Origin of the sequence: Nocardia sp. NPDC059240 (genome assembly GCF_042753865.1) — a bacterium.
In the GTDB taxonomy this organism is placed as follows: Bacteria; Actinomycetota; Actinomycetes; order Mycobacteriales; family Mycobacteriaceae; genus Nocardia.
Genome location: NZ_JBHZAC010000009.1, coordinates 189,569 through 211,248 on the forward strand (window position 1 = coordinate 189,569; position 21,680 = coordinate 211,248).

Consider the following 21,680-nt stretch of genomic DNA (forward strand, 5'->3'; position numbering starts at 1 on the left):
AGTTGTCTTACGGCAGGATGCGCTTCTGCACTACGGCGGCGATCCGCTGGTAGTACGAGGCGGTGGTGCGCACGAACAGGTCGAGGGCCTTGGCCTCCCAGCCGATCAGCACCCGGCCGTGACCCTTGGCGACGCCCTCGGTAATGGTCTGCGCGGCCATCTCCGGGGTGTGCATGGCCAGCTTCGCGTCGAACAGCGCGGCCAGGTTCTTCTGGTCGAGCCCCTCGGAGACGGTGGCATTGCGGGCGACGGCGGTCTTGATGCCGCCGGGGTGCACGCAGGTCACCTTGACCGGCTTGCCGCTCATCAGCATTTCCTGGCGCAGCGCCTCGGTGAAGCCGCGCACCGCGAACTTGGCCGCGTTGTAGGCACTCTGGCCGGGGACGGCGATCAGGCCGAAGAGGCTGGAGATGTTCACGACGTGGCCCGCACCGGATTCGATGAGGTACGGCAGGAACGCCTTGGTGCCGTTGACGACACCCCAGAAGTCGACGTCCATGATGCGTTCGATGTCCTTGAACGCGGTGTCGACGACGTCGCCGTGGTGGGCGATACCGGCGTTGTTGTAGATCTGGTTGACCTTGCCGAAGTGCTTCTTGACCTCGTCGGCGTACAGCAGAACCGACTCGCGCTCAGCGACATTCAGGCGATCGGACTTGATCTTCACGCCGAACTTCTCGCAGCGCTTGACGGTCTCGGCGAGGCCCTCGGCGTCGATGTCGGACAGTGCCAGGTGCGCGCCGCGCTTGGCCAGGTTCTCCGCCAGGGCGCGGCCGATGCCGGAGCCCGCACCGGTGATCACACAGACCTTGTCCTTGAAGTAAGCATCGTTGCTCACGGTTACCGCTTTCGGTTGTCGTGGAGGTTGGGGGCTCAAACAGCCTGTGCGACAGGCTCGTTGGTGGTCTCGTAGGCCGAGACGTCGAAGTTCTCGAGCAGGCCGCGGAACCGGAAGGTGAAGTCCGGCCACAGCGTGGTGTTGTTGCCGTGCTTGTCGAGGTACCAGGAGGCGCAGCCGCCGGTGCTCCACACCGCGCCCTGCAGCTTGCGCTGCAGTTCGACGTTGAACTCGTCCTGCACGTCCTTGCGCACCTCGACGGTGCGCAGGCCCAGCTTGTCGATCTGCTCGACGGCGTCGGCGATGTAGTTGATCTGCGATTCGATCATGAACACCATCGAGGTGTGGCCCAGGCCCACATTCGGGCCCAGCATGAAGAACATGTTGGGGTAGTTGTGGATGGCCGAGCCCTTGTAGCCCTGCTGGCCGATGGCGTCGAAAACCTCTGCCAGGGTACGGCCGTCGCGTCCGGAGACGGTGTCGTAGACCGGCGAGTCGGTGACGTGGAAGCCGGTGGCGACGATGATGGCGTCGACCTCGCGCACGGTGCCGTCCTTGGTGACGACGGCGTTGGCGCGGATCTCCTTGATGCCGTCGGTGACGACATCGACATTGTCGCGGCTGATCGCCGGGTAGTACTCGTTGGAGATGAGCATGCGCTTGCAGCCGATGCGGAAGTTCGGGGTGACCTTCTTACGCAGCGCGGGATCGCGGACCTCGGCGAACAGCTTGGCGCGGGCGACGGCCTCGAGCGCGAGCATGGCGGGCGGGAACTTGGCCAGGCCGACGACCTGGGTCTCGCGGGCGGCGTAGATGCCCGCGCGGTAGAGCGCGCGCAGTGCGGGAACGTGCTTGAGCGCGAACTTCTCCGGGCCGAAGTACTCGCGGTCGCCGCGCGGCAGCAGCCAGGGCGCGGTGCGCTGGTAGACGTCCAACTGCGCGACCTTCGGCGCGATGGCCGGAACGATCTGGATGGCGGAGGCGCCGGTGCCGATGACGGCGACGCGCTTGCCGGTCAGATCGGAGTCGTGGTTCCAGCGGGCGGAGTGGAAGATCTCGCCCTGGAAGTCGTTGATGCCCTTGATATCCGGCAGGTTGGGCTCGCACAGCGCGCCGACGGCGGAGACCAGGATGTCGGCGGTGAAAGCGCCCTGACTGGTCTGGATCTCCCAGCGCGCGTCCGCGGCATTCCACTGCGCGCCGATCATCTCGCAATTGAAGATGTGATGGTCGCGCACGCCGGACTTGTCGGCGACGCCCTGGATGTAGCGCTGGATCTCCGGCTGCTTGGAGAACGAGCGCGACCACTCCGGGTTGAGCGCGAAGGAGTACGAGTACAGCTGCGAGGGCACGTCGCAGGCCGCGCCCGGATAGGTGTTGTCGCGCCAGGTGCCGCCGACATCGCTGCCGCGCTCCAGCACGAGGTAGTCGGTGCGGCCCTGTTGGCTCAGGCGAATGGCCAGGCCCAGGCCGGAGAATCCGCTGCCGACGATGATCACGTGCGCATGCCGGGCTTCCCGGTTGCCGACAGCTTTGTCTGTAACCTTGCGACTCATATATGCGAGACTAGGGTCTTATTGAGCGGGAGTCAACAGTATTGACTCGCGTTCAGTAAAGTGGACCCGTGACCAAGGAGCGCAGCGTGAGCAGACCGGATACCGGCACCTCCGGCAAGCGCGTGCGCCTCAGCCCGGCCGAGCGCCGCCAGCAGCTCATCACACTCGGCGTCGAGATGCTGCGCGAACACGATCTCGAAGACATCTCCATCACCGAGATCGCCGACCGCGCCGGCATCTCGCGCGGTCTGCTGTTCCACTACTTCTCCTCCAAACAGGAATTCCAGCTCGCCATCGTGAAGCAGGCGAACGTGGACTTCCTCGAACGCACCGCGCCCGATCGCAATCTGGATCTGTACTCGATGCTGCGCGACTCCATCGACCGCTACATCGACTACGTGAGCCAGAGCGGCGCCGCCTACCACGCGCTGCTGCGCGGCCCGGTCAGCACCAATCCCGAAATGGCGGAAATGGTGGCGAACGCCCGCCAGGCCACCGCCGAACGCATCCTCGCCGAGGCCCCGATCCCGGCCGACGACCCCGACCGGCCGCGGCTGGCGCTGGCCATCCGCGGCTGGATCTCCTTCGTCGAAGAGGTGGTCCTCACCTGGCTGCGCGAGGAACCGATCACCCGGGAGGAACTGGTCGACATGCTCGTCGCCTCGCTGCCGGCCCTCGCGTTGAACGCCGATCTCGCTGCGGCACTTCAACAGTGAGGACCGGATGCGGCCACTCCCCGGTGGCGGCGTGGGCGATGAACGCCGCGGCCAGCGGACTGTGCGTGCTGATCAGCTCGCGGTAGAGCTCGTCGACCGTTGCACATCCGGACGATAATTCGGGTGCCGACATCGGTCACACCTCCCGAGGGTTTTGCCCCAGACCCCAATGGCGGGGAGACATTTCGAGCCTGACACGACCGGAATGCGAGTGCGCCGGAAAAATCAGGTTTCACGGCGAGCTTTCAAGAGTTACTTATCCAATTCTGCGAATCGCCGTAAACTTTCGCGGTTTCTTACAATGACGTGCCGGTTCCTCGGGGCCACCAGATCGGCGGTGCGCAGCTCCTTCATGGCCAATCCCACCGCGTCCACCCCGGCCCCGACCAGACTGCCGAGCTCCTCGTAGGACAGCCGGACGGTGATCTCCCAGCCGTCGTCGGTGCCGCGCCCCCAGGATTCGACGAACTCCAGCAGCAGCCGCGCCAGCCGCATCTGAACCGGGCACCCGCCGAAATCCAGTCGGCGCTGATCCGACCAGGCCAGCCGATCCGCGAGCGAACGGCACAGCGCGAGCAGGCCGCCCGGATGCTGCTCCAGGAAGTTCATGAACACCGGGCCCGGAATCCGGTGCGCGATGGTGGCGGTGCACACCGTCGCGGTATTCGAGCGTCGCGAATCCGGCACCAGCGCACCGAGTTCCCCGATCACGTCCCCGCTCACCCGAATGGCGAACAACTTGCCGTCCGACGAGGTGATCTTCACGCAGGCCGAGACCGTCCGGTCCCGCGAGCGCAGCAGATACACCATCGACCCGGGATCACCCTGCCGCATCAAGATCGTGCCGGGCGGGCAGTAGGTCTGCGCGCCCAGTTGCAGCAGATCATGCCGCGACCGCGCGCTGAGTCGCTCCATGAAAGTCCCCGTGGGCCAAGGCCAATCATCCAGATGCCCGCCACCATATGAGTTCACAGTCGTATCCAGTTCCGTACCGCAGATGGAAACTGCCCCCGAATCCTCCACGGTAGCGAGCGGAAGTCGTTGCGGCACAGATGCGTGGCGAGGATGCTTGGCGGGATGGGGAGTAACGGTTTCGACGCCGGGGAGTTCGCGGCGGAATTGCAACGCATCATCAAGGCCACGGCGGATGCCGTTTCCGCCGACGGCCAGGTGAATCCGCTGGTGGAAAAGGTATTCGGACATCTGGGGGTGGAACCGACGGCGGTCACGGCCGTCACCCAGGAGTGGCAGAGCTGGGAGCACGCCAATGTGCAGCGCGGCGTGGACGCCTACGTCGCCGAATGCGGTTCCGAACCCGACTGGTTCGGGATCGCGGGCGCACAGCGCTCCGGTGACGACTTCATCGGGCTGCTGACCAACGCCCGCCACAATCGCTGGTTCGAGCTCGGCACGGTCGACTACGCGGCGGTCGCCGTCGGACCGGAGAAGTCGATCGAGGCGGTGAAGCTCGGGCTGGTGAACACCACCGCACCCGACGGCGCGCCCATCGTGCTGTGCCTGCGCGGACCGGATATGCGTTTCGGCAATACCCAGTCCTGCCAGCTGACAGTGCTTGCGGCGGAACGGGTCACCGCCACCGTGGCCCGGGAGCGCATCGAGGCGCTGATGGTCGAGCACGACGTGTACCGGGGTCAGGTGCTGTCGTTCGGCCTCAGCGAGTATCGCGGCAACGAGCTGGTCACCTTCCTGCCCCGGCCGCACTTGAACGCGGCGGACGTGGTGCTGCCGGACGGCGTGCTGGATCTGATCGAACGCCACACCGTCGGCATCGCCGAGCACGGCGCCCGGCTGCTGGCGGCCGGGCAGCACGTGAAACGTGGTCTGCTGCTGCACGGCGCGCCCGGCACCGGCAAGACTCATACGGTCCGCTATCTCATGGGACGGCTACCCGACACCACGGTCATCGTGATCAGCGGCACCGCCATGCGGATGATCTCGGCCGCGGCGGCGCTGGCGCGGCGGCTGCAACCGAGCGTGGTGGTGGTCGAGGACGTCGATCTGGTCGCCAAGGATCGCAGTTACAGTCCGACCGGAAATCCCTTGCTGTTCAGCCTGCTCGACGCCATGGACGGGATCGGCGGGGACTCCGACGTCACCTTCCTGCTCACCACCAACCGCGCCGACGAACTCGAGTCGGCACTGGCCGATCGACCCGGCCGCGTCGACCTGGCGGTGGAGATCCCGCGCCCGGACGCGCGCGGCCGCGCGGCGCTGCTGGCGCTCTACAGCAGCGGATTGGCGGTGACCGCCGATCTCGGGCCGATCGTGACGGCCACGGCGGGCCAGACCGCCTCGTTCATCAAGGAACTGCTGCGGCGCGCGGCGCTGCGGGCCATCGCCGCACGGCCGCAGGAACAGTCGGTGACCGTGGACGACACGGACATCAGCGCCGCACTGGCCGAAATGAACGAGGCCGCTTCGGGTCTCACCCGGACCCTGCTGGGCGCTCCGGCCGACAGTGAGGGACAACCCGGTTAGGTCTCGTACTCGTAGCCGGAGTGGTCGCCGCGCGATGAGACGGCGGTGGCGGCCGCCGCGGCCAGGATCATGATCGCCGAAACCAGCAGGGCCACTTCGAGTCCGCGGTGGAAGGCGGCGTAGGTGGCGGTGATGACGTTGTTCACGATCGGGCCGTAGGCGGCGGAGGCGGCGGCGTCGCCACCGGCCGGGACCTTGCCGGTTTCGATGGCGTCGATGACGATGGATTGGAAGTTGGCGGGGATGCCGAGTTGGTCGAGGCGGTCGGTGAGATCCGCGTTCAGGAACGAGTTGACCAGCGAGCCCAGGGCCGCCACGCCCACGACCGCGCCGACCTGACGCATGGTGTTGGTCGCGGCGGCGGCCATGCCGGAATGCTCGGCCGGGACGCCCGACAGTACCGCCGAGGTCAGCGGTACGACCGCGATGCCGAAGCCCAGTCCGGCCAGCGTCAACGACAACGCCAAAGTGCCGAATTCCGGTGCGATGCCGAGATTTTCGCGGGTCAGCAGGATTCCCGCCGCGCCCAGCACGCAGCCGGTGATCATGGGTGTGCGGGAACCGCGCAGCGCCACCCAGAAGCCCGCCGCGAGCGCGCCGAGGATGATGGCGACGGCCATCGGCGCGAACACCGCCGCGGTCCGCCAGCCCGAATAGCCCACCACCTCCTGCAGATACAGCGCGGTGAAGAAGAAGATCGAGAAGATGCCGAAGTAGACGGCGAACGCCACGATCAACGCGCCGCGCACCATCGGCCGTTTCAGGTAGCGGAAATCGAACATGGGATTGCGGGCGCGTGATTCGATCACCAGGAAGGCCGCACCGGCCAGCCCGCCGATCACGAACAGCGTGATCACCACGGCCGCACCGTAACCCGACTCCTCCCCCGCGATGCCCGCGTAGATCACGCAACCGAGAAACGCGGAGCCGGTGAGAAATCCGGCCACATCGACCGGACCGGGTTGCGGGTCGGCGGATTCCGGCACGTAGCGCAGCGCGGCGGCCAGCACCAGCACGCCGACCGCCAAGTTGAACCAGAACACCGAACGCCAGCCGCCCACCCCGACCAGCAGCCCGCCGAGCACCGGGCCCGACGCCAGCGCCAATCCCGAGACGGCCGCCCAAGCCCCCAGTGCGCGTGCGCGTTCCGAGCGGTCGGGGAACACCTGGCGGATGACCGAGAGCGTGCCCGGCTCCGAGGCCGCCGCCCCGAGCCCCATGACGGCGCGCCCCGCGATCAGCACCGCCACCGTCGGCGCGAGCGCCGAGAGCACCGAGCCCGCGGTGAACACCGCCAGCCCGGCGATCATCACCCGCTTGCGGCCCCACCGGTCGCCCAGCGATCCGGCGGTGAGCATGAGGCTCGCGAACACCAGCGTGTAGGCGTTCACCACCCATTGCAGTGACACCACCCCCGCGTGCAGGCTCGACTGGATGTCGCCGAGGGTGACGCTGACGACGGTGGTGTCGAGGAACGTCACGAACAGCACCGCGGTGACGGTGATCAGCGCGACGCCCGGTCGGCGCGCGGTTCCGGTGGCGCGCATGGCGATTCCCCGCAGCTCAGCTTGTCGGCGTGACCGACCCGGTGGCGCACGGCGCGGGCGGCTTTCCCTGCGTCTCGAGCGAGAGCAGGTTGCAGAAGGTCGCGGCCGCCACCTTCCAGCCGCCACCGATCAGCACGGCGCTGCCCGGCTGATCCTGCAGGGCGGGCGTGCCGTTCAAGGAGATGGTGAACACCACGTCGGCGTGGTCGGTGCCCACGGCCGTCACGCTCGACACGGCCGCCTTGGTGCCCTTGGCGATGGCCGAATCCGCTTGGGCGCGAATGGTGTCGGCGAAGCTCTGCCCGTCCTCGAGCAGCGCGATCTTCTGGTCCGCGGAGCTCGCGCCGTCGAAGAAGCGTTGATAGACGTCGGTGACCGCCCGCGTCAGCGCGGGATCCCCGGCGACGGCGGTCACGGTGGGGTGAGCGGTCTTGGGTTCCTTCGCCGACACTCCGCACCCGGCGACCAAGGCCAGCGAAAGTGCGCACAGCGCAACGGATTTGCAGACCGGAATGCGAATCGACATGCCTCGCCCTCCCTGGCTGACGGGAACGGCATGAGACAAATCAGACTACGCGCCCCGTCTTTTCGACATGCCGGGTTGACGTGGCCGGATTACAACGAGTGGGCGTCGAGCCAGTCACGGGCCACCGCGGACGGGATCGCGCCCTGATCGCGGATCTGGTGGATCATGTCGGCCAGATCGGTGGTGGTGAGTTCGCCCGCCACGTAATTGAGTTTGCGGATCTGCTCGTCGCTGAGCGCGGCCTTGCGCATGACCGGCAGCACCTGGGCGGCGCGGAAGGCGTAGTCCGGATCGGCGAGCGGGGACAGGTCCACGCCGCCGTCGGGCAGCAGGGCGGGCGGGCCGGCCAGCACGGCGAGTTGAATCTCACCGTCGGAGAGCGCCTTTCGCAGGTCCGTGTCGTTGGTGAAGGTCACCGGGTGGGCGAGATCGCAGTGGTAGACGGTGCGCAGCGGGTCCAGCACATCGCGTTGGGGGTCCAGGGGCGCGCGCAGCGCGTCCAGCGGCGGACCGGTGGTGATGCCGACGGTCAAGCCGTCGCAGCGCGACCCGAGATCCTTCAGCGAGGCCGGGTACTCCGCGATCCGGGTGGCGGCGACGACCACGGTCGGGCGTAGATCGGTTCCCTCGGCGGGATCGGAGTCGACCACACCTTCCGGAAGTGCCTTGGACAGCGCCGGATTGACGGCATCGGGTTTGGTGACGGTCGAGGTGGCGTCCAGCGCGGTGAGCAGATCGCCGCTGACATCGCCGAACAGCGCGATGGTGTCGGAGTCGAGCGCGGCGAGCAGATCTTTGCGCTCGCCCATGCGCTCCTTGGTCTGCGTGCGCAGTCCCGTCCGCGCCAGCGCCCCGGCATAGAGTTCGGCGACCATCATCGATTCCGGCGAGTTGCCCGCGCCGACGGTCAGTACCGGCCCGGATTCCTGGTTTCCGCAGGCGACGGCGACCGCGGCCACCACGACGACCAGCAGCGGACGCGACAGGCGGCGCACTAGGGCAGCGGTTGCGGCGGACACGCGCAACAGTCTGCCGCAGCCTGATCGCAGGGCTTCCGGAGGGTCGGCGCGCCCGGGAGGATGACTCGGCCGCATCCGCCAGATAGCGAAACCGACCCCAGGTAGGCAACGTTCGCGGAACAGAGCGGGCAATATGGACAGTTAGGTCTGTTTCGGGGTGGTTTGTTTCGCCCCGCCCGCCGCAGGCACCCCGCTCGGAAGGACGACAGTGCACTCGCTCATCACCACGCGCGCCGACGGCAGGCGCATCTCCCGGACCGTATTCCGGATTCTCGCCGCCTCCGTCGCACTCGCCGCGGCCATGACGCTGTCCGCCTGCGGCGGCAGCAAGTCCAATCCGCTCGGCGGCGGTGGCGGCAGCTGCGGCGGCGACACCACCAAGCTGACCGTCGGCTCGGCCAACTTCCCGGAATCCGAGACCGTCGCCGACGTGTACGCGGAAGCGCTGCGCGCCAATGGGTTCAGCATCGACAGCAAGCTGAACATCGGCAGCCGCGAGGCGTACGTGCCCGCATTGAAGGACTGCTCGATCAGCCTGATCCCGGACTACACCGGCAACCTGCTGCAGTACCTCGACAAGTCGAGCACCGCCACCTCGCCCGACGAGGTGAACGCCGCGCTGACCAAGGCGCTCGGTGATCAGCTCGCCATCGGCACCCCGGCCCCGGGTGAGGACTCCGACGCGGTCGTGGTCACCAAGGCCACCGCCGACAAGTGGAATCTGAAGACCATCGCCGATCTGGCCTCGCATTCGGCCGAGGTGAAACTGGCCGCGCCCGCGGAGTTCTCGGAGCGGCCGGGCGGCCTGCCGGGTCTGAAGAAGAACTACGGCCTCGACATCTCGACGGCCAACTTCGTGCCGATCGCCGACGGCGGCGGCCCCGCCACCGTGAAGGCGCTGACCGAGGGTCAGGTCACCGCGGCCGACATCTTCACCACCTCGCCCGCCATCGCGCAGAACAACCTGGTGGTGCTGGCCGACCCGAAGCACAACTTCCCGCCGCAGAACGTGGTGCCGCTCTCCAACGCCGGCAAGAAGAGCGACAAGCTGAGCAAGGTGCTCGACGCCGTCTCCGCGAAACTCACCACGGCCGAACTCATCTCGCTCAACACCGCCGTGTCCGGTAGCAGCAAGACCGAGCCCGCCGCGGCCGCCAAGCAGTGGGTGACCGCGCAGGGGCTCGACAAGCCGATCGCATAGCGGAGGGGAACACGGTGTCCGATATCGAATTCCACGGCGTCAGCAAGACGTATCCGGGCGGCACCACCGCCGTCCACCACCTCGACCTGCGCATCGAGTCCGGGTCGTTCACCGTGTTCGTCGGGCCGTCCGGCTGCGGCAAGACCACCTCGATGCGGATGATCAACCGCATGATCAGTCCGTCCGCCGGTGGCATCACCATTGGCGGACACGATATTTCGCGCATCAACCCGGTCAAACTGCGGCTCGGCATCGGCTATGTGATCCAGAACGCGGGACTGCTGCCGCATCGGACGGTCGTCGACAATGTCGCGACCGTGCCGGTGCTGCGCGGGCAGTCGCGCGCCGCGGCCCGCAAGGCAGCGCTGGAGGTGATGGAGCGCGTCGGCCTGGATCGCGGTCTGGCGCAACGCTATCCGTCGCAGCTCTCCGGCGGGCAGCAGCAGCGTGTCGGCGTGGCCCGGGCGCTGGCCGCCGACCCGCCGATCCTGCTCATGGACGAACCGTTCAGCGCGGTCGACCCGGTGGTGCGCACCGAACTGCAGGCCGAAATGCTGCGGCTGCAGGCCGAACTGCACAAGACGATCGTGTTCGTCACCCACGACATCGACGAGGCGATCCGGCTCGGCGACCACATCGCGGTCTTCGGGCCCGGCGGCTACCTGCAGCAATACGATGTGCCGCAGACCGTGCTCGCGCAGCCCGCCACCGATTTCGTGGCCGGATTCGTGGGTCGTGACCGCGGCTACCGGGAGCTGTCCTTCCGGACCGCCGAAACCGTTCCACTGCACGAACTTCCGACGGTCACCCCGGACCAGGTCGCCGAAGTCCGTCTGGAGCTGGGCGAATGGCGACTGGTCATCACCCCGGACAAGAAGCCGATCGGCTGGATCGACACCACCGGCGTGGAAGGGGTACGCGCCGGACACGACCTCGCCGACAGCGTGGCCGCCGGCGGGTCCCTCTTCCCGCCGGGCGGCGACCTGCGCCAGGCCCTCGACTCCGTCATCTCCTCCCCCGCCGAAATCGGTGTGGCCGTGGACGGTTCCGGTGCCGCGGTGGGTGCGATCTACGCCCGCGACGTGCTCGAACAACTGCACAATCAGCGCACCGCCGAGGACGCCGAACGCAACCGGGCCTTCTTCGAGGAATCCCGATGAGGTATCTCAACGACAACTTTCACGAGATCGCCGGTTACGCGGGCACCCACATGCGGCTGGCCCTGGAACCGCTGCTGCTGGGCTTGCTCATCGCGATTCCGGTGGGGGCGTTGGCGCATCGGGCGCGCTGGCTGCGCCGGGGCATCACCACCGCCGCCAGCATCGCGTACACGATTCCCTCGCTGGCATTGTTCGTCATCCTGCCGCCGCTGTTGAACATCGGCGTCATCGACGAGCTGAACGTGGTGATCGCGCTGACCATCTACTCGGTGGCGCTGCTGGTGACAGCCGTGCCGACCGCGCTGGATTCGGTGCCCGCCGACACCCTCGACGCCGCCGACGCCATCGGGTACACGCCGTTGCGGCGGGTGCTCACCGTCGACTTTCCGCTCGCCCTCCCGGTTTTCGTCGCCAACCTGCGGGTCGTCGCGGTCACCAATATCTCGATGGTGACCGTCGGCGCGCTGATCGGGGTCGGCGGGCTGGGCAAGCTGTTCACGCAGGGGTATCAGCGCGACTATCCGGACGAGATCATCGCGGGCATCATCGTGGTGCTGGTGCTCGCGCTGGTGGTGGACCGATTGCTGTACGTGCTGGGCAGATTGGCGACGCCCTGGCTGAAAGGTCGTGCGGCATGAGCCTTTTCATCGACGCCTGGCACTTCCTCACCGACGGCGCGAACTGGTCGGGTCCCACCGGAATCGGGATGCGGCTGCTGCAACACCTCTACTACAGCCTGTTGGCGGTGGCACTGTCGGCGGTGATCGCGGTGCCGATCGGGCTGCTCATCGGGCACACGCGACGCGGGTCGGCGCTCATCGTCGGCTTCGCCAACTCCATGCGCGCGCTGCCGACGCTGGGCGTGCTCACCTTCGTGGTGCTGTTGCTCGGTCTGGGTCTCACGCCGCCGCTGCTCGCGCTGCTCACCGTCGGCATCCCGCCACTGCTGGCCGGGACCTACGCGGGCATCGCCAATGTGGATCCGACCGTGGTGGACGCCTCGCGGGCCATGGGGATGAGCGAATCCCGGGTGCTGTTGCAGGTCGAACTGCCCAACTCGCTGCCGGTACTGCTGAGCGGGCTGCGCGCGGCCACTCTGCAGGTGGTGGCCACCGCGACCATCGCCGCCTACGTGAATCTCGGTGGGCTGGGCCGCTACATCTTCGACGGCATCAGCCTCTACCGCTACGACAAGGTGCTGGTCGGCGCGATCCTGGTGGCCGCGCTGGCCTTGACGCTGGATGGACTGCTGGCGTTCGTGGTGTGGCTGAGCGTGCCGGGCACCGGGCGGTTGCGCCGTCTCACCGGCCGGGCGTGAGCCCCCGACCGAATAGATACCGCCTGGTTCGCAGCGGATTCACAGCCACAGGCCCGAGAATTGCCGGGTGCAACCGGGACGCATTCTTGTCATAGAAGACGCCGAGGCCATTCGAGCCGCCGTCGGAGCCGGGCTGTCAGCCACCGGGCACGAGGTGCTCGAGCGCGGCGACGGCCGGCTACTGGAACAGGACCTCGCCCAATTCCGGCCCGATGTCGTGGTGCTCGATGTGACACTGCCCGGGCGCGACGGATTCGCACTGCTGGAATCCGTGCGGGCCCGCTCGGCGGCGGGCGTGGTCATGCTGACCGCCCGCGACGGCGTGGAGGACCGGGTGCGCGGACTGCGCGCCGGATCCGACGACTATGTGGTCAAGCCCTTCGACCTCGTCGAACTGGTGGCACGGGTGGAGGCGTTGCTGCGCCGGATGGGAAAACTGCGGTCCCGCATCGTGATCGGTGATCTGGAGGTGGATATCGACGCCGGCGGGGCACACCGCGCCGGACACGAACTCACCCTCACCGCCACCGAGTTCAAACTGCTGGCCTACCTGGCCGGGCAGCGGGACCGGGTGGTGACCAAGACCCAGATCCTCACCGCCGTCTGGGGATACGAGGACTACGACCCGAATCTCGTCGAGGTGCATGTGAGCGCGCTGCGGCGCAAACTCGAGGAGCACGGGGACCGGGTGGTGCAAACCGTGCGCGGGCTGGGCTACACGCTGCGGGTGCCGCGGTGAAGACGGTGTCGCTGCGCGGGCGCGTGACCCTCACGGCCGCACTGGTTTCCGGGATCGTGCTGGTGCTGGTGGCGGTCCTGGTGCACGGGCTGTTCGGGGTGGTGATGACCCGCAGCGAGAACACGGTGCTCACCGATCGGGCGCAACTGGCGAAACAGCTGTCACAGCAAGGTGTTTCACCGGAGGAACTGGTGTCCCGGGTGGACACGCATTCGGTGCGGGTGCGGCTCGTGCTGACCGACGGTCACACCTACGGCAGCCTCGCGAATCGGCTCTCGGAGGACAGCAGCACCAAGAACCGCGTAGTCAAGCTCACCGGGCCCGGGACGCTCAACGACGCCCGCCTCACGCTGCAGATAGACACCCCGCTGCTGGCCCGGGTGCAGTCCCGGCTGGGATTGCTGTTGATCCTGGCCACCACGGGGGCGATCGCGGTGATCGTCGTCGGCCTGTGGTTCCTGGTGCGCCGCGCCCTCGCGCCACTCGACACCATGACCCGGCTGGCCCGCGATATCGCACACGGGCACCTGGGCCGCCGCTTGAACCCGTCCCGCACCGATACCGAACTCGGCCGCACCGCAGCGGCTTTCGACGAAATGCTGGACGCCCTGGAGGGGGCGCTGCGCGACACCGCCGCCGCCGAGTCCCGCGCTCGCGCCTCCGAACAGCAGATCCGCGTCTTCGTCGGCGACGCCGCCCACGAACTGCGCACCCCCATCACCGGGGTGCGCTCCTTGGCCGAGGCGGTGTTCCAGCAGCCCGCCGACACCGACCCCGAGGATCGCCAGCGCATGCTGCTGCTCCTGGTCCGCGAGACCCAGCGCGCCGGCCGCCTCGTCGACGACCTGCTCGACCTGGCCCGCATCGACGCCGGACTGCATCTGCGCCGCGAGCCCGTCGAGTTGCGCGCACTGGTCGAAACCCACCTGGACCGCATGCGAATGCTGCACCCGCACACCGAATTCCAGCTGACCGGTGCACCCGTGACCATCCACATCGACGCCGAGCGCATCACCCAGATCCTCACCAACCTGCTCGCCAACGCCTGCCAGGCCATGAAGGATCACGGCACCGTGACCGTCGACATCCGCGAATCCGGCGGCGGCACAGTCGAACTCACCGTCACCGACACCGGACCCGGCATCCCCGCCGCGGACCGCGACCGCATCTTCGACCGCCTGGTCCGCCTCGACCACGCCCGCGACAACCGCCCCGACGGCTCAGGCCTCGGCCTGGCCATTGCCCGCGGTCTGGCCCGCGCCCACGGCGGCGACCTGACCTGCCCCGCCCCCGGCACCACCGGAGCCGTCTTCGTGCTGCGCCTGCCCACCGAAGCGCGAGTCTGAAGATCGACTGAAGATGGCTGACCGCTTCAGCCCACCTTCAGCAATCGCGGGCAAATTCGATGGGGAACCACCCCCCATCGATACGGAGTGAACATGAAGCGCGTCCTCGCTGCCACCCTCGCCGCAGCCGCCGGAGCAGCCACGATCGCCCTCGCCGTCCCCGGCGTGGCCTCGGCCGACGGCCCCGACTGCAGCCAGGCCGCCCGTACCGCGGCCCACCAGGACGCCAAGCCGAAGGTCCAGGCCCTCCTCGCCGCCCACCCCGACCTCCAAGCCGAATTCACCAAGATCAAGGGCCTCCCCAAGGACCAGCGCAAGGCCGAATGGACCACCTACAAGCAGGCCCACCCCGACCAGGCCCAAGCCCTCCGCGACGCCCGCTCCGCAGTAATCACCTTCCGCCAGAACTGCCACAAGTAACCGCGATCGGTGCCCTCCGTCTGGTGTGGGGTCAGTTCGCGACCCCACCCAGCGCCACCCGCCGACGCCAAGCCCACCGAAGCAACCCCACCCCCACCACCAGGGTGACCACATTGATCCCGAGTTCGATGAATCCCCCCGCCCCCGAACGCCACCAGATCCCGTTCTCGACGTCATAGAGCGCGTCCATACAGAACAGATAGATAGCCGACCCGCCGCCCGCGAGCAACCAGAGCAGCGCTGTGGGGTGCCGTTTGATCAAGGCGACGGCGGCCGCGAGCACGCACACCGCCAGCCAGGCATCGGCGAGCGGAAAGGCGTTCTCGAATTCGATGTAGGCGTCGCGGTTGTTGCTGGCGACCGCGCCGCGGGCGGCAAACCAGAGCACCCAATAGGCGGTGAGGATCACCAAGCTGACCCCGAGTACTACCAGCACCCGACTCCTGGACCGATCGCTGACCTCGAGCTGCGCAGACACACCCGTCATTGTGAAACACCAAGTCCCACACCGAGGCCCTAACGCGAGTTCGCCGGCACCCGAGTGCCGTATGCCGCTGATAGCGTCCGACAGCGTGAGGATCTTCAGCGACAACTTGACAGCTCTGGTGCGGGAGACGCTGCCGGGAGCCATGCAACGATATGCAGCCTTCTCCGCCGCTATTACTCCTGGACACACCCGAGCTTTCGCTGAATCCGCGACAGTGCGCATCGGCGATCGCGTATTTGCGCGATCGGGGAACCTGGGGTCTTTCGCCGAGGACCGCACCTTCATGTGGGCCTGGGCCCACGACTTCCTGCACGGGCGGCCCGGCATCGAGTGGGCGAACCGGCTGCGCGAGATCGGAACCCGGCACGACGTGCCCGAACTCACCACCGCCGTAGTGGATTTGAGCGAGTTCGACGACCCCTGGCTGGCCGCCGATCAGCTGGCCCTCATCGCGATGGCCGTCCTGGATGTTCGAGGGATGACCAAGTTCAACCACGGCGGCCGCGCCTACACCTACGTCACGATCGATGACCCCACGGTGCCGGTCACCGCACCGGTACCCGGCCGGATCGACGTCTGGGAGCGAGCCGCCGCGCAACTGCTGGCCGGCGAGATCGACCGCACCGTGAACACCGGCGGCCCGGCCCCCGCCGACGGCGGGCCAGCGTTCCTCGCGGACTCATTGCTGGCCGAGCTTGCTCCCGGCGCAGCGATCGCGATGGGCATGCGCGGCGGACTGTTCGAAGCCGAACCCGATCTCGACGCCGTGCCCGAACTCACCTCCACCTGGGACCGTACGACACAGCACTTCTATTTCGCGCAACGCCCCGATCTACGATTCGAAGCGACCGAGATCGGCCACTTCCACCCGGTCAGCAACCTGTGGCAGTGGTCGGATTCAGGGTTCGCCGGAATCGCCGCGGTCCGCGCCCTGGCCGCCGAGCACGGCAACAATTATCTTGCCGCCGACAAGGTTTCGCTCACCGAGTCCACAGCTCCGAACAACCTCGCCGCACTGCTGTCCGCAGCGGCAGCACATCGAGGTGGCGCGGTGGGTTGGCTGCAATTGTCGAACGGTGCCGGTCGCCACGCCCTCGCGATCACCGATCCCCGAGTCGCGCTGCAACAAACCGATCCCGATCACGCGTGCGGCGTGCTGGAAGACGCCGCCGACCTCCTCCACCCCCTGACCCGCACCCACAACCGCTACCCCACAATGCACTCCCTGGTCACCGGCTTCCTCGAATTCCACAACACCGCAATGCTGTACATAGGCGAACCCCATTTCACCGGCGCCCTCTTCGGCCTGTACGAATTCCGCGCCGAATTCGGCTCCGAAGGCGGCCTGATCCGCACCGACTACGGCCTCATGGGCACGCTGTCCACCGGCGGGTAATCGAAAACTCAGCCGTTGCACTGGGTAGTGACGATGTGCCCCTCGTCGTGCAGACCTTGCGAGCTCCCCGCGGGCGGAAGGATGGTCGACTTGTGAAGCTCGTTCAGCGCGGCCTGCTCGGCGTCCGCAACGGTGGAGCCCACGCCGGTGGCGATCATGAGACGAGTGTCATTCGCCTGCGCCAACGACGCGCACCCATCGGTCCAGCGAACTTCGACCCGGCAGTCGACCGAACCTCCACACTTGTTGACCGCGTCGCGGTCGGCGCTGTCCTGACTCGGATAGTTCCAAGCCACGCCCCAGCCGCCAATGTCTTCCACCTTGTGGGCGTACGCGATCGAGCCGTAGTACTTACCGTCCGGGCCACGCTCGGCCCCTGCGACCGGCCCACCCAGCACCGTGAGAGTGACTGCCGCCGAAGCGATCACGGCAGCCTTCAACAACATCGACATCGAGAATTCCCCTCCAAGACCAGCTCCGGAACGAAGCAGTCACGATCTTGACCCGAGGCCCCCGGAATGTCCAACTCACATCGATGTGATCCTCGCCAATGCAAGAAACGCACCCCCATAGCAAGATCAGGGAGTTGTCGGCGTGGGGATCCAGACAATTTTCCGCGCTGAGAGCTCCCTGACCGCTACTGCCACGAGAATCGCCAGGAGCGCGGGGATCGGGGTGAGGAAGAAGTTCGAGTGTCCGCGGGGCATGGCGGACCAGATCAGTGCCGTGGCGACGAAAGGTACGGCGACAGTGATGATTCCGGCGAGGGCGCGTCGCAGGGCGACGGCCTCGGCGAGAGCTGCGAGGACCAGTAGGCAGAAGGCGAGGAAGGTCATGCCCGGGGTGATGTCGAACCCGTCCGACGGCAGGTAGTCCGCGTATCTGCGTGGCAGGCCCGGTCGCGGCGTGTAGGCCGTCCAGCCGAAATCGTCCGGTTCGGCACCGTCGAACCAGGTGATGCCGCCCGCCACCATGGTTGCGGCGATGAAGACCCACCAGAACACGTATCCGAACCTGCGTGCCCGGTGAAATACCTGGTACCTGGTCATACATCGCAACCTATGTCACTTCGACCGGCCCACCGCTGATCAAGATCGAATTTGTCGGTTTTCCGTGCGGCGCGGGGGTGGGGGGTGGGGTCGGCCCCTACCATTCGCGGTGTCCTGAGCAGGCAACTTCGAGTAGAGGGTGTGTGGGCGGCGATGGTGGCTGGGGTTCCGGTGCGGGGTTTGGGTGAGCGGGGATCGGTGTTGGGGGTGGATGCTCGGGTGTTTCGGGATGAGTTGGTTTCGAGTGCGCAGTGGGCGGCGGATTATCTCGAGCAGGTGGAGCGGGGGCCGGTTACGCGGCAGCTGCCGGGGGAATTGCGGCGGCGGTTGCATGCCGGGGGGATGGGTGAGGAGGGTGGGCATTTATTCGAGGTGCTCGATTTCGCCGAGGAGTCGCTTGCGCCTTATCCGACGGGGAATGGGCATCCGGCGTTCTTCGCTTGGATCAACTCTCCGCCGTCACCCGCCGGGGTTGTCGCCGAGCTGCTCGCCACCGCCATCAATGCCACCTGCGGGATGGGCGAGCACGCGCTGATGGATCTCGAGCGCGGCGTGATCGCGGATCTGGCCCGGCTGGCGGGCCTGGCCGAATCCACCTCCGGGGTGCTGACCAGCGGTGGCTCCATGGCCAACCTGCTGTGCCTGGCGGCGGCCCGGCACTGGTTCTTCGAGCAGCGCGGGGCCTCCGACGGGCCGGAATACGATGCGGCACACAGCCGTCTGATCGCCTACTGCGGCGCGCAGGCCCACATGTCGGTGGCCAAGGCGTGCGCGGTGATCGGCATCCCCCGCTCCCGGGTCCGCGTCATCCCCACCACCCCAGACCGCTGCATGGACGTGACCGCGCTGGCCGACGCCGTGCGCGCCGACCGCGAAGCCGGACTGCTCCCGTTCTGCGTGGTGTCGAACCTGGGCAGCACACCCACCGGCGCCATCGACACCCCCGCACCGATCACCGCCGTCTGCCGCGAACACGGCATGTGGCATCACGCCGACGGCGCGTGGGGCGGCCTCGGCATCCAGGTCCCGAAGTGGGCCCCCGCGTACCAGGGCATCGACGAAATCGATTCCCTCACAGTCGATCCCCACAAGACCCTCTCGGTCCCCGTCGGCTGCGGCGCGGCATTGGTCACCGACCCGACCCGCCTCCGCGCCGCGTTCGGCTTCCGCGCCTCCTACCTCGACAGCGACGAACACCTCCCCTGGATGTCCGAGTACACCTTCGAACTGACCCGCCCCGGCACCCGAGCCTTCACCCTCTGGGCCACCCTCCACCAACTCGGCCGCTCCGGCGTAGCCACCCTCCTCGACCACTACGACCGCATGGCCGACCACCTCCGCGCCCGCATCACCGACCACCCCGACCTGGAACTCCTTCCCTGCGGCCCCCTTCCGGTCGTCTGCTTCCGAGTCCGCGACCTCACCTCTCACACCGCCCTAGCCGAAGCCATCCAATCCCAAGGCCGCGCCTACCTCGCCACCGTCGACTACAACGGCGAAACAGTCCTCCGAGCCTGCATCTGCAACCACCGCACCACCCCCACCCACATAGACACCCTCCTCCACGAAATCCTCACCACCGCCCGACAACTCACCCCCCGATAACAAGATCAGGGAGTACTCAGCGCGGGAATCCAGACAATTTTCCGCGCTGAGTACTCCCTGACCGCTACTGCCATCAGGATCAGCAGCAGGACGGGGATCGGGGCGAGGACCAGCAGGCAGAACGCGAGGAAGGTCATGCCGGGGGTGATGTCGAAGGCGTCCGACGGCAGAGGGACGATGTCCCCGTTGGACAGGCCGCCTCTCGGCGCATACGCCGTCCAGCCGAAATCGTCCTCTCCGGCACTGTCGAACCAGGAGATGCCGCCCGCCACCATGATCGCCGCGATGAAGACCCACCAGAACACATATCCAGACCTGCGCGCCCTGCGAAATACCTGGTACCTGGTCATACTCCGCAACCTGTGCCACTTCGGTCCGCCCGCCGGTCAACTCTCCGGGGGACGCCACATCGACCAGGCCGGTGGGCCGCCGAGGTGCATCGTGAACTCGGCGCGGATGGTGAAGCCGAAACGCTCGTAGTAGGGGAGGTTTTCGGGGTTGTGGGTTTCCAGGTAGGAGCTTTCGTGGCTGTCGGGGGTGAGACGGGATTGGAGTAGGGCGCGGCCGTGGCCCAGGCCGCGCGCATCGGGCGAGGTGCCGATCGTTTGTAGGTACCAGTGCGGCTCATGCGGGTGGGCGTACTGCAGTTGGTAATCGGCTGAGACCAGAAACGGAATTCGTGGGCCGAAGGCGCGTAGGAGGGCGGGCGCCAGGCGGGCTTGGGCTCGAATGGTGTGCCGCCAGTGGCCGGGTGGCGACCACAGGGTCGCGCCCTGCACGGTGCCGGTGGCGTCGAGCGCGACATCGACACAACCGTTCCGCAGGTGATGAGCGGTCAGGGCGGCGAACATTCGGGTGGCTCGGGCTAGCCGCGATTCGGAGTCCGGGAGCAGCCACCCGATGAAAGGGTCGTTGTCGAATGCCGCCGCGAACACGCTTGCGACGGAGTCGATATCGCCGACATCGGCGGCTCTGACGAGCACGGTCATATCAGCATCCTCGGCGATCGGTCAGGCGGCGGTGGCCAGTTCGAGGAACCAGTGCACGGCCTGGGCGGTGCCGCGGATGCCGGAACCGTTGTGGTCCACCGGGCCGACATCGGTGATCGGGGCGTCGACGCCGTGGGTGAGGAGGGCGGTTCGGCAGTTGGCGCTGTTGGCTGGGGAGACATCGCGGTCCTGGCTGCCGGTGTAGAGGCGGACCGGCAGGTGGGGTGTCCAGTCGCTGCAGGCGCTGTCGGCGACGGTCATGGCGGCGGCGAAGGGCCCGGTCGGGTTGCGCAGCAGCTCGATTCCCTGCGGGGTCAGCAGGTGATCGATGTCCGGGGGCAGGGCGGGAACGATGTCTTCGATGGAATGCAGGCCGTCGAAGAGTTGCTCCACCGTGTCGGCGTACGGTGCCTGGAATACCTCGGCGGGCGAACTGTACAAGCCGTGCAGGCGATTCCACGACACCAGCAGGTACGCGCTGTAGAAGGAACCCGCGCCCGGGTCGAGCGTGCCGTCGAACAGAGCGGACAGCTCGGCGTTCTTCAGGTCGAACGGCCCGCCGATGGCGGCGACGGCGGTGGCCCGAAAGTCCTTGTCCGCGTTGCCTTGCAGCGCTCGCGCAAGTCCCATCGCGGCCGGTCCACCCTGCGAGAACCCGACGATGTCGACCTCCTCACGCAAATTGCGATCGAGGGTCGAGACCCGAGTTCGGGCGGCCCGCAACATATCCACGGATGCGGTGGTCTCCGACGGCAGATCCAGATACGGATGCGGGCCCGGCCCCGACCCCAATCCGAGGTAGTCGGGCGCGACCCCCGCGAACCCTGCCGACGCGTAGGTGAGCGTCGCGGCCAGGTCCCCGCCATCCGCCGCCACCGATGGCGCGGCGGACTTGGTGGGCTGGGTGCCGTGCTCGTAGGCCACGGTGATCAGGTCGTGTATGTCGTTGCGGGGCAAGGCGAGCAAGCCGCTGGCCGTGGTGGAACGCCCGTCGATGCCCAGTGTTTCGTAGTTGAGGCGGTACGTATCGACACCGAATTGCACTGCGTCGATGGCGAACTCGTTGCTCGTCAACTCCGCTCGGACCTCGTCGGCCGAAAAGGTGCGCAGGTGCTCGACACTCACCAGCCGTCCCCGATCGACGTCCACGTCCGCGGGCCCCGATGCGCTGGTACACCCGGTGACCAGGATCGAGGCCCCGAACAGCAGGACGGCACCCACACTGCGAGTCTTTGTCATCACCTCGAAAGCTCACCGCCGACCACCGCT

23 protein-coding genes are annotated in these 21,680 nt (G+C 67.4%); 11 read left to right on the forward strand and 12 right to left on the reverse strand.

Annotated elements, in window-relative coordinates; all coding sequences use genetic code 11:
- Nucleotides 1-7 precede the first annotated feature (7 nt).
- Entirely contained in the window at nt 8-838 is an 831-nt protein-coding gene (locus ACFXHA_RS30690) for an SDR family NAD(P)-dependent oxidoreductase (protein WP_379362460.1), read from the reverse strand.
- Nucleotides 839-873: 35 nt separating this feature from the next.
- The gene (locus ACFXHA_RS30695) at nt 874-2,394 is read right to left on the reverse strand and encodes a flavin-containing monooxygenase (protein WP_379362461.1); all 1,521 of its coding nucleotides are present in this window, start codon (nt 2,392-2,394) and stop codon (nt 874-876) included.
- Nucleotides 2,395-2,480: 86 nt separating this feature from the next.
- On the opposite strand from ACFXHA_RS30695, the gene ACFXHA_RS30700 reads away from it, so the two are divergent.
- A complete protein-coding gene (locus ACFXHA_RS30700) occupies nt 2,481-3,110 on the forward strand; it encodes a TetR/AcrR family transcriptional regulator (protein WP_379362462.1) in 630 nt (209 codons plus the stop codon).
- A 252-nt stretch (nt 3,111-3,362) separates the two neighbouring features.
- On the opposite strand, the gene ACFXHA_RS30705 is transcribed toward ACFXHA_RS30700, so the two are convergent.
- Complete coding sequence (locus ACFXHA_RS30705) at nt 3,363-4,025, reverse strand: Crp/Fnr family transcriptional regulator (RefSeq protein ID WP_379362463.1); 663 nt, start codon at nt 4,023-4,025, stop codon at nt 3,363-3,365.
- A gap of 162 nt (nt 4,026-4,187) precedes the next feature.
- Between ACFXHA_RS30705 and ACFXHA_RS30710 the strand changes: the two genes are divergently transcribed.
- On the forward strand, nt 4,188-5,609 hold the full coding sequence (locus tag ACFXHA_RS30710; protein ID WP_379362464.1) for an ATP-binding protein: 1,422 nt from the start codon (nt 4,188-4,190) through the stop codon (nt 5,607-5,609).
- Here ACFXHA_RS30710 and ACFXHA_RS30715 read toward each other — a convergent pair.
- The 3 genes from ACFXHA_RS30715 to ACFXHA_RS30725 form a co-directional block, all read right to left on the reverse strand.
- Nucleotides 5,606-7,156, reverse strand: a complete 1,551-nt coding sequence (locus ACFXHA_RS30715) for an MFS transporter (RefSeq protein ID WP_379362465.1) — start codon at nt 7,154-7,156, stop codon at nt 5,606-5,608. The genes ACFXHA_RS30710 and ACFXHA_RS30715 overlap by 4 nt on opposite strands.
- Before the next feature lie 16 nt (nt 7,157-7,172).
- Entirely contained in the window at nt 7,173-7,682 is a 510-nt protein-coding gene (locus ACFXHA_RS30720; protein WP_379362466.1) for a hypothetical protein, read from the reverse strand.
- An 89-nt stretch (nt 7,683-7,771) separates the two neighbouring features.
- A complete protein-coding gene (locus ACFXHA_RS30725) occupies nt 7,772-8,701 on the reverse strand; it encodes a glycine betaine ABC transporter substrate-binding protein (RefSeq protein WP_379362467.1) in 930 nt (309 codons plus the stop codon).
- A gap of 301 nt (nt 8,702-9,002) precedes the next feature.
- On the opposite strand from ACFXHA_RS30725, the gene ACFXHA_RS30730 reads away from it, so the two are divergent.
- From ACFXHA_RS30730 to ACFXHA_RS30760, 7 genes are all read left to right on the forward strand, one after another.
- Nucleotides 9,003-9,902: an ABC transporter substrate-binding protein gene (locus ACFXHA_RS30730; RefSeq protein ID WP_379362696.1), complete on the forward strand. Its 900-nt coding sequence runs from the start codon at nt 9,003-9,005 to the stop codon at nt 9,900-9,902.
- 14 nt (nt 9,903-9,916) lie between these two features.
- On the forward strand, nt 9,917-11,062 hold the full coding sequence (locus ACFXHA_RS30735; protein WP_379362468.1) for an ABC transporter ATP-binding protein: 1,146 nt from the start codon (nt 9,917-9,919) through the stop codon (nt 11,060-11,062).
- Nucleotides 11,059-11,700 carry an ABC transporter permease gene (locus ACFXHA_RS30740; RefSeq protein WP_379362469.1) on the forward strand — a complete coding sequence of 214 codons (642 nt, stop codon included), beginning with the start codon at nt 11,059-11,061 and terminating at the stop codon, nt 11,698-11,700. The genes ACFXHA_RS30735 and ACFXHA_RS30740 overlap by 4 nt, the downstream gene beginning before the upstream one ends.
- Nucleotides 11,697-12,380, forward strand: coding sequence for an ABC transporter permease (locus ACFXHA_RS30745; RefSeq protein ID WP_379362470.1), 684 nt, complete (start codon nt 11,697-11,699; stop codon nt 12,378-12,380). Before ACFXHA_RS30740 ends, ACFXHA_RS30745 begins: the two co-directional genes overlap by 4 nt.
- A gap of 67 nt (nt 12,381-12,447) precedes the next feature.
- Nucleotides 12,448-13,119: a response regulator transcription factor gene (locus ACFXHA_RS30750; protein WP_379362471.1), complete on the forward strand. Its 672-nt coding sequence runs from the start codon at nt 12,448-12,450 to the stop codon at nt 13,117-13,119.
- Nucleotides 13,116-14,465, forward strand: coding sequence for a sensor histidine kinase (locus ACFXHA_RS30755; protein ID WP_379362472.1), 1,350 nt, complete (start codon nt 13,116-13,118; stop codon nt 14,463-14,465). Before ACFXHA_RS30750 ends, ACFXHA_RS30755 begins: the two co-directional genes overlap by 4 nt.
- A gap of 93 nt (nt 14,466-14,558) precedes the next feature.
- Complete coding sequence (locus ACFXHA_RS30760; protein ID WP_379362473.1) at nt 14,559-14,885, forward strand: hemophore-related protein; 327 nt, start codon at nt 14,559-14,561, stop codon at nt 14,883-14,885.
- 31 nt (nt 14,886-14,916) lie between these two features.
- Here ACFXHA_RS30760 and ACFXHA_RS30765 read toward each other — a convergent pair whose 3' ends face one another.
- On the reverse strand, nt 14,917-15,363 hold the full coding sequence (locus ACFXHA_RS30765; RefSeq protein ID WP_379362474.1) for a hypothetical protein: 447 nt from the start codon (nt 15,361-15,363) through the stop codon (nt 14,917-14,919).
- Between the two features lie 94 nt (nt 15,364-15,457).
- Here ACFXHA_RS30765 and ACFXHA_RS30770 point away from each other — a divergent pair, with 94 nt between their 5' ends.
- Nucleotides 15,458-16,768: a DUF6882 domain-containing protein gene (locus ACFXHA_RS30770; protein WP_379362475.1), complete on the forward strand. Its 1,311-nt coding sequence runs from the start codon at nt 15,458-15,460 to the stop codon at nt 16,766-16,768.
- A gap of 8 nt (nt 16,769-16,776) precedes the next feature.
- Here the strand turns inward: ACFXHA_RS30770 and ACFXHA_RS30775 are convergent, their stop codons facing one another.
- Both ACFXHA_RS30775 and ACFXHA_RS30780 read right to left on the reverse strand, forming a co-directional pair.
- Nucleotides 16,777-17,220, reverse strand: a complete 444-nt coding sequence (locus tag ACFXHA_RS30775; RefSeq protein ID WP_379362476.1) for a DUF4189 domain-containing protein — start codon at nt 17,218-17,220, stop codon at nt 16,777-16,779.
- 126 nt (nt 17,221-17,346) lie between these two features.
- Nucleotides 17,347-17,817: a hypothetical protein gene (locus ACFXHA_RS30780; RefSeq protein WP_379362477.1), complete on the reverse strand. Its 471-nt coding sequence runs from the start codon at nt 17,815-17,817 to the stop codon at nt 17,347-17,349.
- Between the two features lie 219 nt (nt 17,818-18,036).
- On the opposite strand from ACFXHA_RS30780, the gene ACFXHA_RS30785 reads away from it, so the two are divergent.
- Entirely contained in the window at nt 18,037-19,422 is a 1,386-nt protein-coding gene (locus ACFXHA_RS30785; RefSeq protein WP_379362478.1) for a pyridoxal phosphate-dependent decarboxylase family protein, read from the forward strand.
- 5 nt (nt 19,423-19,427) lie between these two features.
- On the opposite strand, the gene ACFXHA_RS30790 is transcribed toward ACFXHA_RS30785, so the two are convergent.
- From ACFXHA_RS30790 to ACFXHA_RS30800, 3 genes are read right to left on the reverse strand one after another with little or no spacing between them, the layout of a single operon-like run.
- Complete coding sequence (locus ACFXHA_RS30790) at nt 19,428-19,772, reverse strand: hypothetical protein (RefSeq protein WP_379362479.1); 345 nt, start codon at nt 19,770-19,772, stop codon at nt 19,428-19,430.
- A gap of 36 nt (nt 19,773-19,808) precedes the next feature.
- A complete protein-coding gene (locus tag ACFXHA_RS30795; protein ID WP_379362480.1) occupies nt 19,809-20,411 on the reverse strand; it encodes a GNAT family N-acetyltransferase in 603 nt (200 codons plus the stop codon).
- A 21-nt stretch (nt 20,412-20,432) separates the two neighbouring features.
- On the reverse strand, nt 20,433-21,650 hold the full coding sequence (locus tag ACFXHA_RS30800; RefSeq protein WP_379362481.1) for a hypothetical protein: 1,218 nt from the start codon (nt 21,648-21,650) through the stop codon (nt 20,433-20,435).
- Between the last annotated feature and the right edge of the window lie 30 nt (nt 21,651-21,680).

Coding starts and splice junctions, on each gene's coding strand:
- ACFXHA_RS30730 (WP_379362696.1), top strand. CDS start 9,003: ATGACGCTGTCCGCCTGCGGCGGCAGCAAGTCCAATCCGCTCGGCGGC.
- ACFXHA_RS30745 (WP_379362470.1), top strand. CDS start 11,697: ATGAGCCTTTTCATCGACGCCTGGCACTTCCTCACCGACGGCGCGAAC.
- ACFXHA_RS30740 (WP_379362469.1), top strand. CDS start 11,059: ATGAGGTATCTCAACGACAACTTTCACGAGATCGCCGGTTACGCGGGC.
- ACFXHA_RS30710 (WP_379362464.1), top strand. CDS start 4,188: ATGGGGAGTAACGGTTTCGACGCCGGGGAGTTCGCGGCGGAATTGCAA.
- ACFXHA_RS30705 (WP_379362463.1), bottom strand. CDS start 4,025: ATGGAGCGACTCAGCGCGCGGTCGCGGCATGATCTGCTGCAACTGGGC.
- ACFXHA_RS30800 (WP_379362481.1), bottom strand. CDS start 21,650: ATGACAAAGACTCGCAGTGTGGGTGCCGTCCTGCTGTTCGGGGCCTCG.
- ACFXHA_RS30780 (WP_379362477.1), bottom strand. CDS start 17,817: ATGACCAGGTACCAGGTATTTCACCGGGCACGCAGGTTCGGATACGTG.
- ACFXHA_RS30695 (WP_379362461.1), bottom strand. CDS start 2,394: ATGAGTCGCAAGGTTACAGACAAAGCTGTCGGCAACCGGGAAGCCCGG.
- ACFXHA_RS30720 (WP_379362466.1), bottom strand. CDS start 7,682: ATGTCGATTCGCATTCCGGTCTGCAAATCCGTTGCGCTGTGCGCACTT.
- ACFXHA_RS30775 (WP_379362476.1), bottom strand. CDS start 17,220: ATGTCGATGTTGTTGAAGGCTGCCGTGATCGCTTCGGCGGCAGTCACT.
- ACFXHA_RS30790 (WP_379362479.1), bottom strand. CDS start 19,772: ATGACCAGGTACCAGGTATTTCGCAGGGCGCGCAGGTCTGGATATGTG.
- ACFXHA_RS30795 (WP_379362480.1), bottom strand. CDS start 20,411: ATGACCGTGCTCGTCAGAGCCGCCGATGTCGGCGATATCGACTCCGTC.
- ACFXHA_RS30760 (WP_379362473.1), top strand. CDS start 14,559: ATGAAGCGCGTCCTCGCTGCCACCCTCGCCGCAGCCGCCGGAGCAGCC.
- ACFXHA_RS30715 (WP_379362465.1), bottom strand. CDS start 7,156: ATGCGCGCCACCGGAACCGCGCGCCGACCGGGCGTCGCGCTGATCACC.